13 protein-coding genes are annotated in these 14,960 nt (G+C 60.1%); 8 read left to right on the top strand and 5 right to left on the bottom strand.

Annotated features, from left to right (window positions below; all coding sequences use genetic code 11):
* Positions 1 to 60 precede the first annotated feature (60 nt).
* Both FHT87_RS01240 and FHT87_RS01235 read left to right on the top strand, forming a co-directional pair.
* Entirely contained in the window at positions 61 to 741 is a 681-nt protein-coding gene (locus tag FHT87_RS01240; protein WP_183733599.1) for a hypothetical protein, read from the top strand.
* Positions 742 to 930: 189 nt separating this feature from the next.
* Positions 931 to 2,082 (top strand): alpha-hydroxy acid oxidase, encoded by a 1,152-nt coding sequence (locus FHT87_RS01235; RefSeq protein ID WP_183733602.1) that lies wholly within the window; start codon positions 931 to 933, stop codon positions 2,080 to 2,082.
* A 57-nt stretch (positions 2,083 to 2,139) separates the two neighbouring features.
* Here FHT87_RS01235 and FHT87_RS01230 read toward each other — a convergent pair whose 3' ends face one another.
* The 5 genes from FHT87_RS01230 to FHT87_RS01210 form a co-directional block, all read right to left on the bottom strand.
* Positions 2,140 to 3,018 carry an ABC transporter ATP-binding protein gene (locus FHT87_RS01230; protein ID WP_183733605.1) on the bottom strand — a complete coding sequence of 293 codons (879 nt, stop codon included), beginning with the start codon at positions 3,016 to 3,018 and terminating at the stop codon, positions 2,140 to 2,142.
* Entirely contained in the window at positions 3,015 to 4,049 is a 1,035-nt protein-coding gene (locus FHT87_RS01225; RefSeq protein WP_183733608.1) for an ABC transporter ATP-binding protein, read from the bottom strand. Before FHT87_RS01225 ends, FHT87_RS01230 begins: the two co-directional genes overlap by 4 nt.
* 4 nt (positions 4,050 to 4,053) lie before the next feature.
* On the bottom strand, positions 4,054 to 4,911 hold the full coding sequence (locus tag FHT87_RS01220) for an ABC transporter permease (protein ID WP_183733611.1): 858 nt from the start codon (positions 4,909 to 4,911) through the stop codon (positions 4,054 to 4,056).
* Positions 4,912 to 4,916: 5 nt separating this feature from the next.
* A complete protein-coding gene (locus FHT87_RS01215; protein WP_183733613.1) occupies positions 4,917 to 5,921 on the bottom strand; it encodes an ABC transporter permease in 1,005 nt (334 codons plus the stop codon).
* A gap of 65 nt (positions 5,922 to 5,986) precedes the next feature.
* Entirely contained in the window at positions 5,987 to 7,888 is a 1,902-nt protein-coding gene (locus tag FHT87_RS01210; protein WP_183798848.1) for an ABC transporter substrate-binding protein, read from the bottom strand.
* Between the two features lie 355 nt (positions 7,889 to 8,243).
* Here FHT87_RS01210 and FHT87_RS01205 point away from each other — a divergent pair, with 355 nt between their 5' ends.
* From FHT87_RS01205 to FHT87_RS01180, 6 genes are all read left to right on the top strand, one after another.
* The gene (locus FHT87_RS01205; RefSeq protein ID WP_183798844.1) at positions 8,244 to 9,872 is read left to right on the top strand and encodes a beta-xylosidase; all 1,629 of its coding nucleotides are present in this window, start codon (positions 8,244 to 8,246) and stop codon (positions 9,870 to 9,872) included.
* 368 nt (positions 9,873 to 10,240) lie between these two features.
* Positions 10,241 to 11,125, top strand: coding sequence for a dihydrodipicolinate synthase family protein (locus FHT87_RS01200; RefSeq protein WP_183798841.1), 885 nt, complete (start codon positions 10,241 to 10,243; stop codon positions 11,123 to 11,125).
* A 23-nt stretch (positions 11,126 to 11,148) separates the two neighbouring features.
* Positions 11,149 to 11,808, top strand: coding sequence for a GntR family transcriptional regulator (locus tag FHT87_RS01195; RefSeq protein ID WP_183733625.1), 660 nt, complete (start codon positions 11,149 to 11,151; stop codon positions 11,806 to 11,808).
* A 52-nt stretch (positions 11,809 to 11,860) separates the two neighbouring features.
* Positions 11,861 to 13,192 (top strand): sugar ABC transporter substrate-binding protein, encoded by a 1,332-nt coding sequence (locus FHT87_RS01190; protein WP_183798838.1) that lies wholly within the window; start codon positions 11,861 to 11,863, stop codon positions 13,190 to 13,192.
* Positions 13,192 to 14,130, top strand: a complete 939-nt coding sequence (locus FHT87_RS01185; protein ID WP_183798835.1) for a sugar ABC transporter permease — start codon at positions 13,192 to 13,194, stop codon at positions 14,128 to 14,130. The genes FHT87_RS01190 and FHT87_RS01185 overlap by 1 nt, the downstream gene beginning before the upstream one ends.
* Positions 14,130 to 14,951, top strand: a complete 822-nt coding sequence (locus FHT87_RS01180) for a carbohydrate ABC transporter permease (RefSeq protein ID WP_183733634.1) — start codon at positions 14,130 to 14,132, stop codon at positions 14,949 to 14,951. The genes FHT87_RS01185 and FHT87_RS01180 overlap by 1 nt, the downstream gene beginning before the upstream one ends.
* Positions 14,952 to 14,960: the final 9 nt, after the last annotated feature.

Genomic DNA, 14,960 nt, shown 5'->3' with positions numbered 1-14,960 from the left:
ATTGGCATCGGCTGGTGGCCTATGCTAGTGGACGGTCCCTTTCAGCGAGACGAAACCGCCATGCTCCCCTGGATCCAACTCGATTCCGCGACCATTCCCGGCGAAGGCAGTGAGTTGCGGCTGAAGCAGCGCGGCGGCGAATTCTCGATCATGCTCGGCGCTAACGAGCTGATGAACAGCCGGCTCAGCGGTTCCGAAGAAGCGCTCGCCACGCTCTCTCACGAACGCATCAAGTCGCATCCAAAGCCGAAAATCCTGATCGGCGGGCTTGGTATGGGTTTTACGCTGCGGGCTGCGCTCGCGGTCCTGCCAGAAGATGCAAGCGTCGTCGTTGCCGAACTGGTGCCTGCGGTCATCGCCTGGGCGCGCGGTCCGATGGCCGAGGTCTTCAAGGGCTGCCTCGACGATCCGCGTGTCGCAATCCATCAGGGAGATGTCGGGGAAGCTATCCGCGCCGGCAAGGCCAGCTATGACGCTATCCTGCTCGACGTCGACAATGGCCCCGATGGCCTGACCCGCAAATCCAACGACCGGCTCTATGATTTTGCTGGGCTGAAATCCGCCCGCGAAGCACTCCGCCCTGGCGGCGTACTCGCGGTCTGGTCATCCGGACCGGATCCATCCTTCACCCGCCGGCTGAAGGATAGTGGCTTTGCCGTCGATGCCGTCAATACGCGTGCCAACGGCAAGCGTGGCGGAGCACGGCACGTCATTTGGCTCGCGGTCAAAGCTGGTCGCTGATCAGATCTCGAAGGCCTGTCGGAAAAATTGCATATTTATCCGAGGAGGCGACGGGAGCGCACTCAAGAGAGCTTGAGATTGGTGCAATAATAATCGTATCCCATAGGTCATGGATCGCGAAGACGAGGAGGTCTCGCGGCCGCTCATCGGCTGGAAGCATGACATGCCAGCCCTCGATTGGATACGAGTATGCGCCTTTCAGACTGCCATAATTTCCATGACTTCCGCCGCCTCGCCAAGCAACGCCTTCCTGGGCCGATCTTCAACTATATCGATGGCGCAGCGGATGACGAGGTTACCTACAGGCGCAATACATCTGCTTTCGAGAGCTGCGATCTTCTGCCGAGCGTGCTGCGTGGCGTAAGCGAGGTCGACATGTCGGTTACCGTCATGGGCCAGAAACTCGCCATGCCGGTCTATTGCTCGCCGACGGCCCTGCAGCGGCTCTTCCATCACGAGGGTGAAAGGGCCGTCGCCCATGCTGCAGGCAAATTCGGCACGATGTTCGGTGTTTCATCGCTCGGCACGATCAGCCTGGAAGAAGCGCGGCAGATCAGCAACGGGCCACAGGTCTACCAGTTCTATTTCCACAGGGATCGCGGCCTCAATCGCGAAATGATGGCGAGGGCCAAGCAGGCAGGCGTCCAGGTGATGATGCTGACAGTCGATAGCATCACCGGCGGCAACCGCGAGCGCGACAAGCGTACCGGCTTTGCCATTCCCTTCAAACTCAATCTCTCTGGCATGGCGCAATTCGCGGTCAAGCCCGGCTGGGCCATCAATTATTTCACGCATGAGAAATTCCGCCTGCCTCAGCTCGAAAGCCATGTCGATATGGGCAGCGGCACCATGTCGATCAGCCGCTATTTCACCGAAATGCTCGATCCCGCAATGAACTGGGATGACGTCGCCGACATGGTGAAAACCTGGGGCGGGCAATTCTGCCTCAAAGGCATCATGACGGTCGAGGATGCCAAGCGCGCCATCGATATCGGCTGCACCGGCATCGTGCTGTCCAATCACGGTGGACGTCAGCTCGATGGATCGCGCAGCGGCTTCGACCAGCTCGCGGAAATCGTCGATGCCGTAGGCGACCGTATCGATGTGATGGTCGATGGCGGCATTCAGCGCGGCACCCATGTGCTGAAGGCCCTGTCGCTCGGCGCTAAGGCGGTCGGCGTCGGCCGCTACTACCTGTTCCCGCTTGCCGCCGCCGGTCAGGCCGGCGTCGAACGGGCGCTCCTGCAGATGAGAACGGAAATCGAGCGCGGCATGAAGCTCATGGGCTGCGCCACCGTCAGCGAGCTTTCTGCAGCCAACCTGCGTTTCCGCGCCTCTTGAGACAACGGCTTGGCTGCACCTTCTGTCGGGTACGGCCAAGCTCTGACCATCGGGGGATCAGGTGCGCGCAATCTTACGGGGCACCGATGCGCCGGTATCCTGCTGGCGCTGGCGAATGATCGCCGACGCCTCATGCGGATCGGGCGGCAGGACGGCATTCTTCAGCGCGATCGAGTATTCATGCTGCGGATTGTCGAGCACGGTGCGCGCGTCACCGCTTTCCACCACCACGCCCTTACGCATGATGATGACCCGATCGGCGATGTAATAGGCAGTCGCCAGGTCGTGGGTGATGTAGATGATGGACACCTTGAGCGTATCACGCAGCTCGCGGAAAAGATTGACGATCGACATGCGCAGCGATGCATCCACCATCGAGACCGGCTCGTCGGCGACGATCAGCTTCGGCTCCGGAATGAGCGCACGCGCCACCGCGATGCGCTGAAGCTGGCCACCCGACAATTCATGCGAATAACGTCCGCGGACCTCCGCAATGGAGAGGCCGACCCGCTGCAGGGCCGCGTCGGCAAGCGCCTCCCTCTCAGCGCGGCTCTTGGCACCCTTGAAGCGATGAGCGGTGGCAAACAGGTATTCGTCGATGCGCGTCAGAGGATTGAAGGCTTCGAACGGGTTCTGGAAAACCGGCTGGACCCTGGTCATGAAGGCTTCGCGGGCACTGCGGCTGCGAATATCGCCGATGTTGGCGCCGTCGAAGTGGATCGTGCCGCGGTCGGCCTTTTCACTGCCGAGAATCATCTTCGCAATCGTGGACTTGCCGGAGCCGGATTCGCCGACAATGGTGAAGATCTCGGGCCGGCCGGTCTCAAGCGCGAAACTGACGTCGTTGACCGCCGCCATCTTGGCACGCGAGAAGAAGCCACCGATCGGAAACAGCTTGGTGACGTTTTCAAGTTCGAGAAGGTGTTCGCCGCTCATTGGATCTTATACTCCCCTGCCCTGAAACAGGCGACGCGCCCGCCGGTCGCGCTTGGCTGCATGACGGGCACTTCTTTCGAGCATCTCTCGATCGCGATCGGACACCGCGGGTGGAAGCGGCAACCAGACGGCGGATTGGAAAGCGCCGGCGGTTTGCCCTGCAGGCTCTTTCTGATTTTCGTATCGCCGATCCGCGGCAGGCTGCCGATCAGATGAACCGTGTAGGGATGCTGCGGATTGTCGAAGATCGCCTGGGTCGGTCCTTCTTCGGCAAGCCGCCCGGCATACATGATGGCCAGGCGATCGGTGATCGCAGCATGCACGGACATATCGTGGGTCACAAAGATGACCGAGGCCTGCATGCGCGTCTGGACTTCCTTGATCAGCGCAAGAACATCCTGCTGCACCAGCACGTCGAGCGCCGTCGTCGGCTCGTCGGCAATGATGAATTCCGGTTCGCAGACCGTTGCCAGCGCAATGGTCAATCGTTGGCGCATACCGCCGGAAAGCTGATGCGGAAAGGCTTCGAGCACATGCGGGTCGAGATGCAGGCGGGCAAGATGCGCCTCGACGCGCTGACGAAAGGCAGTTGGATCGAGATCCATATGCCGGGAAGCAAAATCGTTGAAGGCATGCTTCACGCGCCGAACCGGGTTCAGCACGTTCATCGAGCCCTGCATGATATAGGACAGATGGCGCCAGCGTGCGGCCCGCATCTTCTGCGGTTCGCCATAGACGTCGATCAGGTTGCCATCAAAATTGAAATTGACCGTGCCGCCCACCACGCGCATCGGCGGGCGAATGGCGCCGGCGAGCGTCTTGATCAGCGAGGTCTTGCCGCTCGAGGATTCTCCAGCGATGCCGTAGATCTCGTTCTTGCGCACCGTCAGGCTGATATCGTCGACTGCGCGGATCTCGCGCCGCACGCCGAAATAGTCGTTGACGTAATAGCATTTCAGCCCGTCGATCGTCAGCGCGTCCCGGGAATTTTCGACGAGGGTCAAGGGCGCTTTCCTCAAAAGGTTCTGCATCGTCTCAGGCTCCCATTCGGGCGAGCCGCGAGCGCGGATCGATATATTCGTTGACCGACATGGCGAGCATGAAGAGGCCGAGGAAGAGGATCACTACGAAGAGCATCGGGAAGGCGATCCACCACCAGACACCGGCGACCATGGCGGAATGGGCATTGGCCCAATAGATCATGCCGCCGACGGTCGGCCGGTTAATGTCGGAAAAGCCGAGAATGGAGAGCGTCACTTCAAGGCCGATCGCCCAGATCAGGTTGTTCATCGTGGTGAAGAAGACGATCGGCATGACATAGGGAAGATGCTCGCGGATGAGGATCTGCGACGTGCGCATGCCGGAAAAGACCGCATGCCGGGTGAACTCCCGATGGCGCAGCGAGAGCGCCACCGAGCGGATGAGGCGGCTGTCATGCGTCCAGCCGAGCAGGGCCGCGACGATTGCGAGCATCGACCATGTCATCTGGTCACGCAGTACGAAGACCAGAAGGAGCAGGATCGGAATATTGGGCAGCGCGCCGAGCGTATCGTTGATGCCCATGATGACCTGGTCGGTGCGCCCACCGATGTAACCTGAGACCAGGCCGACGACCAGCGCAATGAGGCGGCTGATGACGGCGACGATGATGCCGAAGATGAGCGTATTGCGCAGCGACGCGCCGATCTGCCAGAAGACATCCTGTCCGCGCGACGTCGTGCCGAACCAGAACTCGGCAGACGGCGGCATGTCGGGGATTACGACGTAGATGGCCGTCTCGTCATAGGGCGAGAAGAAGGATGAGACGATCAACCCGACAATGATCAGGATCAGGATCGTCCCGAAGAGGAATTCCTTGTTGTAGCGGAGCAGGTCTCTGAGGATCTTGAACATCGCAATTATCCCAGTTTCACGCGCGGATCGATCAGCGGGTAGAGGATGTCGATCACGAAGACGGCGGACGCGACGGCAATGATGGCAATGGTCGTCACGCCGAGCACCAGGCTGTAATCGCCAGAATAGATGCCCGAGATCAGGAGCTTGCCGATACCAGGGTAATTGAAGACGAATTCGACAATGACGGCGCCGCCGAAGACATTGCCGAGGCTGAGCGCCAGGCCTGTGACCTGCGGCAGCATCGCATTGCGGGCCACATAATGCGAAAAGATGCGGCTTGAGCGCACGCCACCCAACTCGGCATAAACAACATGGTCGTCGGTGACGATGTTGGAGACGAGCGAGCGCATGGAAATGAACCAGCCGCCGATGCCAACGAGCACCAGGGTCAGCGCCGGCAGGATTCCGTGCTCGATCACCGAGCTGATGAAGGCCCAGTTGAAGGCCGGCGCAAGGTTGACCTGGGCGCCGTCACTGATTGGCAGGATCGGCCAGATGAAACCGAAGAGAATAACAAGACTGAGGCCGATAATGTAGGTCGGGATCGGCTGCAGCGCCATGATGACAATGCCGGCGAGCTTGAGCAGCCGGCTGTTTCGGAAATAGCCGGCAAGCGCGCCGAGCAGGTTGCCGATGATCCAGGCGATGATGGTCGCGAGCGTCAGAAGGCCGACAGTCCAAGGCAAGGCGCGGCCGATGACGGTCATGACAGGCGTCGGGAAGGAGGACAGCGAGGGACCGAAATCGCCAGTCAACACCCGCCCCCAGAACGTGAAATACTGATCGAGAAGCGGGCCGCCCGTTCCATAGAGCTCCCGCAGCGATTGGCGCAGGATTTCGACCGCCTGCGGATCGGTCGAGCCGAAGCTCGTCAGCAGCGACACGGTCTGCTCCACCGGATCGACCGGCGAGAAATGTGCGATCAGGAACGCAAGCGTAATGCCGGTAATGACAACGAAAAGGAACTGCAGGAAACGCTTGCCCGCATAGATCAGAAAGCCATTCATGGCATCCACCCTCCAATAGCAGAAAGGGGCGGCCGGCTGCCCGGCCACTCCCCATGTCGACGCTGTCAGTTCTTGGGAGCGTCCGGGTTGGCCTTCAGGCCGACGACCATGTAACGAATGTTCGACCAGTTCGGCCCCGAAGCCGAATAGGGGTTCTCAGCGCTCGGATAGTTGGTCCAGTAGGTCGTGTCGAACGGCGCGAACTTGTTATAGGCCATCAGCGGGATCATCGGCATCTCCTCGACGGCGAGCTTCAGGAAGTCCTGGCCGACCTTGGTGACATCGGGAGAATCGAAGGCGATCGACCGGTTCTTCGCGATGATCTGATCGAGGCGCGGATCCTGCCAGCGCTGCAGGTTGCGCGGCGGCTGGATCTGGCCGAGCGGCTTGATGAATTCCGAATGATAGCTGTCCAGGAAGAAGGACAGATCCGGATGGCCGCCCCAGGTTTCGATGCTCCAGTAGATCGCGGCTTCGTAATCGCCGGTGCTGAGACGCTGGCCGTTGGTCGGGCCGGCAACATCCACCTTGGTGGCGATACCGTTCTGGCTCCACTGCTGGGCGATGACCGTGCCGGCACGTGCCAGCGTCGGGATGGCATCACCCTCCACCTGCAGGCGGATCACAAACGGCGTGCCGTCAGGCTTCAGCCATTGATTGCCGCTCTTCTTGAAGCCGGCCTTCTGCAGCAGTTCGCTTGCCGCCTGAACGTCCTGCTTCCACCAGCCGAAGCCGAAGGTGCGCTGAAGCTGTTTCGGATCGGTCGGGATCTGGTCACCCCACTGGCCGCGGACCATAGTAGCGATCTGGGCGGAGATATTGGGATCATAGGGCTTGATCTTGCGACTGCCGGTATCGAGCTCGAAATTGGTGAGCCAGTCCTGCATCGGCGCATAATAGTCATCGGGCGCTGAACCCGTCGGCGGCGTGGCAAGGGCAGCAAGATTGGCAGCGCCACGGTAAGAACCCAACGCCACTGCGCGGATATCGATCATCAGCGCCAGCGCCCAACGAACGTCCTTGTTGTCGAAGGGCGCCTTCTTGGTATTGAGCAGCACCGACGGCAGGGTCGGATCGGGATGGGCGAAGGGGAAGCCCTTCAGCCAGGCGGCGGCGCTCTTGCTGTCGCGCATCATCGCAAACATGCCCTCGGGCGCCATGTCGTTGATCACATCGAGATTGTGATTGCGCTGCTCGATGACGCGAGCCTCGGGATTTCCGGCGGCACGATAGACGACATATTTCACCTGCGGCGGCTCTTTGGCGGCCATGCCGATCGAGGTGCGCTGCCAGTCGTCGCGCAGTTTCCAGATCGTCCAGTTGCCACCCTTGTCGTGGCTCTGCAGCACATAGGCGCCGAGCGAGACCGGCGGGTTGTTCTTGAATGACAGCGGATCGCCAGCCTTTTCGAAGACATGTTTCGGCATGATCCAGGCGGCGTTCCAGCGCACGGTAAACAGCGTGTGGAAGCGCGAATTGGGTTTCTTCAGATGGAAGACGACCGTCTGCGGATCGGGGTTTTCCATGCTCGCGACATTGACGGTGAAAGGTGCGCTCCAGGACATGCCTGGATGGTCGATCTGCGTCTTTACCGTATAGACCACATCGTCGCTGGTGAATTCGACACCATCGCTCCAGTAGATGCCCTTGCGCAGCTTCACCGTCATCTGGGTGAAATCGGCATTATAGGCTGGAGGCTCGGTGGCCAGAGCATTCTGCCATGCATCAGGGCCGCCTTCAGGATTGATGAACCACAGCGTGTCGGTCGTCAGCTGCTGCAGGCCGTTGACATTGGCAGCACCGCCGCCACCCGGCGCCCACACGTTGAACCAGTCTGCATTCTGTTGCGGCGTGCCCTGAATGATCAGCGTTTCATTGCGCGGAATGCCCGCAATGAAATCCTGCGCATAGGCAGGGAGGGCGGCGAGAGACAATAGGGCAATCACTGCAAATCCAGGGAACTTCATCGGACGCTCCTCCTCCTCGGCCCGCACGGGCGGGCGCTTCCTGTAATCCGTTATCGATCGCGTTCCGGCGACAGCGCCTGCATAGGGATCGAGAGATCCATATGACTCCTCTAGACGTTCAGCTTCGCCGCAACATTTATCGACAATTTTTCACCAAACGGCAACAGGTAATTTTTAAAATGCCAAAAACTCTCGGAATTACCGGCATTTTTTTCACCGCCTTACAAGCGCGACTTTTTATATTATTGACAAAATGGTCATTTCGCATAGCTTTTGCGACGAGCGCGGCACCCTCCCAAGACAGCCGCACCTCATCACCATATTGGTCGGTTGGCCTTCGGGAGGAGGCTGAGGCGTGACCGTTCAAGAGGAAAAGACGATGACGAGTTCCTATGACGTGACCATCAACGTTCACGCCAGCAAGCCGACAGGGCCTTACAAGCCGCTGTGGAACTGGTTCGGTTATGACGAGCCGAACTACACCTATTCTCCGCATGGCAAGAAGCTTCTGAAGGAGCTGACGGAGCTCAGCCCCGTTGCACCGCGCATCCGCGCGCATAATCTATTGACGAGCGGCGACGGTAAGCCGGCGCTGAAATGGGGCTCGACCAATGCCTATACAGAGGATGCCAACGGCAATCCCGTCTATGACTGGACGATCATCGACCAGATCTTCGATGCCTATGTCGAAGCCGGCAACATCCCGCTGATCCAGATCGGCTTCACGCCGGAAGCGCTTTCCGATTTCGATGGCCCCTACAAGCATCATTGGGAGCCGGCCGACCGTTACGCAACGATCACCACCGGCTGGACCGCCCCGCCGAAAGACTTGAAGAAGTGGGGCGACCTGATCGAGGCCTGGGCGCGGCATCTGGCCGATCGCTACGGCGAGGACGTCGTCTCCTCCTGGCCCTGGGAAGTGTGGAACGAGCCGGATGGACACTACTGGACCGGCACGATCCCGGAATTCTGCGCCATGTATGATGCGAGCGCCCGCGCCGTAAAGCGCGCCCTGCCGAAGGCCCGCGTCGGCGGACCACACACCTGCGGCGCCTTTGCCAATGAGAAGGCACAGACCTTCCTGCGCGCCTTCCTGCGACACGTCGTCGAAAACAAGCCGCCGCTCGATTTCATCGCCTTCCATGCCAAGGGAAATCCGGTCATCTTCGATGGCCATGTGCGCATGGGCCTGCACAAGCAGTTGCGAGACATCGAGACCAATCTCGCCATCATCAACGAGTTCCCGGAATTGCGGCATCTGCCCGTCGTCATCGGCGAATCCGACCCTGAAGGATGCGCCGCCTGCTCGGCGCGTGTTCATCCGCAGAACGGCTATCGCAACGGCCCGCTCTACAGCGTCTATGTCGTCGAGAGCATGATCCGCACCTATGAACTGTCGCGTCGCGCCAATATCGAGATCGAGGGCGCAGTTACCTGGGCCTTCCTCTTCGATGACCAGCCCTATTTCGACGGCTTCCGGGATCTGGCAACGAACGGCATCGACAAGGCCGTGCTGAACGGCTTCCGCATGCTCGGCAAACTCGGCGGCGAATGGCTCGAATCAGAAAGCGACTATCGCCGCGATATCGAGGACATCATGAGCCACGGCGTTCGCGACAAACCCGACGTCAATGTCGTGGCGACCCGCGACGACAAGGGTGTCTCGGTTCTCGTCTGGCACTATCATGACGACGACGAGACAGGCCCCGCTGCCAATGTCAGCCTCTCCATCGACGGCTGGGACAACCGACCGGCCTCGCTCGAGCACTTCCGGATGGATGAGCAACATTCCAACTCCTTCCGCGCCTGGAAGGAAATGGGCAAGCCGCAGGATCCGCAAGGCGCCGATTACGCCAAACTCGAAGCCTCCGGAAAGCTCGTACAGATCGACGAAAAGGCCTCGATTTCCGTCAAGGACGGCAAGATCGATCTGCATTTCTCCCTGCCGCGTCAAGGCGTGTCTCTCCTGCGCCTGGACTGGTGAGACGGCAGGTCAGAGCGAGCGCAATCCTCCAAATTGCGCTCCCCGATTCCCCAAAAGATAAGGCTCGCGGTCCTTCATTTCTCGATCATGCGCCGCCGTAACGAACCGCTGATGGAGACATCAGCCGTCTGCCAGTGACATTTCGCTCTGCGCCGAAAGAACCAGCCTCCCGGCGCGTTGTAGTGCCGCGCACCTGCAAACCCACCTATCGCAACACCAGCAGCAATGCCCCGCCGATGGCCAGGCCCGTGCGCACCGTTGCAATAATCCACAGGTCATTCACATTAACCGGCTACCGTTCACCACAAACAGGTTTACACTCCATAACTGACATGTTAGTCATCCTGCACTGACATGAAGGAGATCAATTGGTGACGGGGTTTGGTTTGTCGGTCGCATTGGCGACGCCTTTCGAGAGCAGCGGCGCGATTGCAGCAGAGGTCATGCTCACTCAGGCAAAGCGGAGCCTGGATGAGGGTTGCGCCAGCGTCACCCTGTTCGGGACAACGGGTGAAGGCGCCTCCATCGGCGGCCAGGAGCGGGAGCGGATTCTCACCACTTTCATCGCCGCCGGCATTCAGCCCCGCCAGATCGTCGTCGGCGTGCTCGTCGACGCAGCCGAAGATGCGGCCCAGCAGATGTCGCAGGCCTTGTCGAAGGGTGTGCGCAACATCCTGCTCGCACCGCCCTCCTATTTCAAGAATGTCAGCGACGACGGCCTCTTTGCCTGGTTTGCGGATGTGTTTGCGCGCCTGGGCGACACGGCTCGCGACGTGCTGGTCTATAATATTCCTTCGGTAACGATGGTTGCCTTGAGTATTGACCTGATTGGCCGCCTGCGAACCGCCTTCCCCTCCATTGTCACCGGCGTCAAGGACTCCTCCGGCGACTGGCCCTATACGGAAGCGCTGCTGCGCCGGCATGGCGACCTCATCATCCTGATCGGCGACGAGCGGCATCTCGCCAAGGGTGTGCGCATGGGCGGCCAGGGTGCGATTTCGGGCATGGCCAATTTTGCGCCGCACGAAGTGCGGGCGATGGCCGTCGACGGTGATGACGATCCGCGCGTCGAAGGCTTCGTCTCAGAGCTTCTCAAACATCCTGTCACGCCGGCGGTGAAAGTCATGGTGTCAAAGATGACGGGCGATGATACATGGCTTGCGGTTCGCCCGCCCTTGACGTCAATCTCCGCCGACGGCAGGCGCGAGCTTGCCCTTGCCTTTGACGCACTTTTTCGAACAAAGGCAGCATAGCGCTTATGTACGAGGAGAACCCGATGGATGGAGCTGACGAGCAGCCGACGCTGAGAGAGAAAGCTTATGAGAGCTTTACCCGGCATCTGCTTGCGCGTGACGTCCGTCCCGGGCAATTCGTCTCCCAGCGCAGGCTTGTCGAGCTGACCGGCCTGACGCTCGGCGCCATTCGCGAGCTCATTCCGCGGCTTGAAGCCGAGGGCCTTATCAAGACCGTGCCGCAGCGCGGCCTGCAGATTGCCCATATCGACCTCAATCTCATCCGCGAAGCCTTCCAGCTCCGGCTTTTCCTCGAAAAGGAAGCCGTCGGGATCTTCACGGAGACGGCAAGCGACGAGACGATTGCGGCACTCCTGAAAGAGCATCGCGAGATCGTGGCGGCGATCGAGGGTGGCAATCATTCGCATGAACTGGAAGCCCACGCCCAGGCTGTCGACTGGGGTATGCATGATGCCTTTATCGACGCGCTGGGCAACACGATCATTTCCAATGCCTACCGCGTCAACTCGATCAAGATGCGCCTGATCAGCCAGGAACGCTTCCGCATCGACGGGCGCGTCGGCCCCGTCATGGGAGAGCATCTTCGTGTGCTGGAGGCGATTGAACGAAGAAATGCGCAAGAGGCCGTCGATGCCCTTGCCGCACATATCAACCACGCGCGAAGTCGCGCGCTGAGAATTTAGATTGACGCCTGCGGTGAGGAGATCGCAGGCCACACAAGAGGAGGAGAGCAGCATGTCATCTTCATTCATTCGTCCCACGCGTCGAAACTTCCTGGCGGGTTCAGCAGCGATCGGTGCTGCAGGGCTGCTCGGCATCAAGCCTGCTTCGGCAGCTGTCGACTGGAAGCGTTTTGCCGGCACGACACTCGAGGTCAATCTCGTCAAGAGCCCGCGCAGCGAAACGATCCTCAAATATCTGAGCGAATTCGAAGCGCTGACCGGCATCAAGGTCAATGCCGAAGCGACGCCCGAGCAGCAGCAGCGTCAGAAGACGACGATCGAGCTCAGCTCCGGCAAGCCGAGCTTCGACGTCGTCCACCTCAGCTACCACGTCCAGAAGCGCCAGTTCGAAAAGGGCGGCTGGCTTGCCGACATCAGCGGCTTCGTCAAGGATCCGTCGCTGACCGATCCGTCGCTGGTCGAGAGCGATTTTGCTGAGGCCGGCATGCAGTTCGCCAAGGATTCAAAGGGCGTACTGCGCTCCCTTCCCTTCTCGGTGGATTACTGGATCGTCTATTGGAACAAGGACCTGTTCGAAAAGAAGGGGCTTTCCTATCCTTCGACCTTCGACGAAATGGTCAACGCGGCGGAAGCCCTGACCGATAAATCTTCTAATACGTACGGCTTCGTCGCTCGCGGCCTCAAGAATGCCAACGTTCCGGTCTGGACGACCTTGCTGCTCGGCTATGGTTCGACACCGCTTGGCCCGGATGGCAAGCTTCGCACGACGTCTGACGAAGCCGTCGAGGCGGCCAAGATGTATCAGCGCCTGATGACGAAGGCGGCACCCGTCGGCGTTTCCGGCTTCAACTGGGCCGAAGCGCAGTCGGCGTTCCTTCAGGGCAAGGTCGGCATGTGGCTTGACGGCGTCGGCTTTGCTCCGCCGATCGAGAACCCTGAAAAGTCCCGCGTTGTCGGCAAGGTCGGCTACGGCATCATGCCGAAGGGACCGAAGGCCCAGGCTGCCGCAACGACCGGCGACGGTATCGGCGTGACGGCGGCAAGCAAGAACAAGGAAGCGGCCTACCTGTTCTGCCAGTGGGTCGTCTCCCACGACATGGGTGCGCGCCTTCTGCAGGCAGGTGCCGGCGTTCCGTTCCGCAACTCTGTTCTCGAGGATGCGAAGGTTCGCGAAGGCGTCACGATGCCGAGCGCCTGGGTCGACGCCGTTGCCGGTTCGGCGAAGGTTTCTCAGCTCGCCCTGCCGGTCATCATTCCGGTCACCGAGTTCCGTGACATTTATGGCGTCGGCCTCACCAACATGATCAGCGGCGCCGATCCGGCAGCAGAACTCAAGAACGCTACGGCGCAGTTCGAACCCGTATTGGCGCGCAGCGAGGGATAATGGCGTCCGTGAGCATGGAAACCACGCGGTCGAAGAGCACCGCAAACGGAAGGAGCAAGCCTGGCAGGCTTGCTCCGAACTACTGGCCCTTCGTCGTCCCGGCACTGGTCGTCATTGCCGCGGTCATCGTATTCCCCTGGGTGTTCACGCTCTGGATGAGCGTGAACAGTTGGACGCTGGGCCAATCGGTCGTTTTTGCAGGGCTGGACAACTATACCCGGCTGCTGGTGGACATGCGCTTCTGGGAGTCTCTTTGGCACACGGCGCTCTATACGCTGCTTGCGGTCGTTGCCCCCTTGTTTCTGGGCACGCTCGCAGCCCTGATCTTCGACGCGCAGTTTCCGTTCCGCGGGTTGCTGCGCGGCGTCTTCGTCATGCCGATGATGGCGACGCCCGTCGCGATCGCGCTGGTCTGGACCATGATGTTCCACCCGCAGCTCGGCGTGCTGAACTACCTGCTCTCCTTGATCGGCATCGGGCCGCAAGAATGGATCTATAATCAGAACAGCGTCATTCCCTCGCTCGTGCTGGTCGAAACCTGGCAATGGACACCGCTGATCATGCTCATCGTTCTGGGTGGCCTCGCAGCCGTTCCCCGCGAACCCTATGAGAGTGCCGAGATCGACGGGGCAAACGCCTGGCAGAAATTCCGCTACCTGACTCTGCCGATGATCGCGCCCTTCCTGATGATCGGTGTCATCATCCGGAGTATCGATGCAGTCAAAAGCTTCGACATCATCTATGCGATGACACAGGGCGGCCCCGGCACGGCCTCCGAGACGATCAACATCTACCTCTATAACACTGCCTTTTCCTATTACGACATCGGCTACGGATCGGCGATGGCGGTTGTCTTCTTCATCATCATCGTCGCGCTTTCCTTCGTGCTGATGATGGTCCGTCAGCGCGCCAACTGGTCCGACATGGAGACACGCTGATGAAGCGCAAAACGATCGACCGTATCGGGCTGTTGTTTGTCGCCCTCGTCATGGTCTCGCCGGTCATCCTGTTTTTCCTCTGGATGATTTCGCTCTCGCTGAAATACGAAATCGACAACGGCGCCTATCCGCCGATCTTCATCCCCGAGCGCTTCGCGTGGTCGAACTACATGAAGGTCTTCGAGGAGAACAATTTCTTCCTCTATTTCTGGAATTCGATCCTGGTGACCGGCGGGGCGACGCTGCTTGCGCTGCTGATCGGCGTGCCTGCCGGCTACGGCATCGCACGGCTGAAAGCGGAGCGGTCGGCCATGGTGATCATGATCGCCCGCATGACGCCCGGCCTGTCATTCCTCATCCCGCTTTTCCTATTGTTCCAGTGGCTCGATCTTCTCGGAACGCTCTGGCCGCAGATCATCATCCATCTGGTGGTGACCGTGCCGATCGTCGTCTGGATCATGATCGGTTACTTCGAGACGACACCGATGGAGCTTGAGGAAGCTGCCAGTATCGACGGGGCGACATCCTGGCAGGTCTTCCGCCTGGTGGCGCTGCCGATCGCAAAACCCGGCATCGTGGTCGCCTTCATCCTGTCCGTCATCTTCTCCTGGAACAACTTCGTGTTCGGCATCGTGCTTGCAAGTCGCGAAACGAGAACCCTGCCCGTCGCTGTCTATAACATGCTGTCGTTCGAGCAGGTCAGCTGGGGGCCGCTTGCCGCGGCTGCGCTCATCGTCACCTTGCCCGTGCTCGTGCTGACGATGTTCGCGCAAAAGCAGATCGTAGCAGGCCTGACGGCTGGCGCCGTCAAGGGCGGCTGACCCAGGCAT

Source organism: Rhizobium sp. BK316 (genome assembly GCF_014193695.1).
GTDB lineage: Bacteria > Pseudomonadota > Alphaproteobacteria > Rhizobiales > Rhizobiaceae > Rhizobium.
The sequence above is the reverse complement of the archived record's forward strand: the minus strand, read 5'-3'. Positions and strand labels throughout refer to the sequence as shown.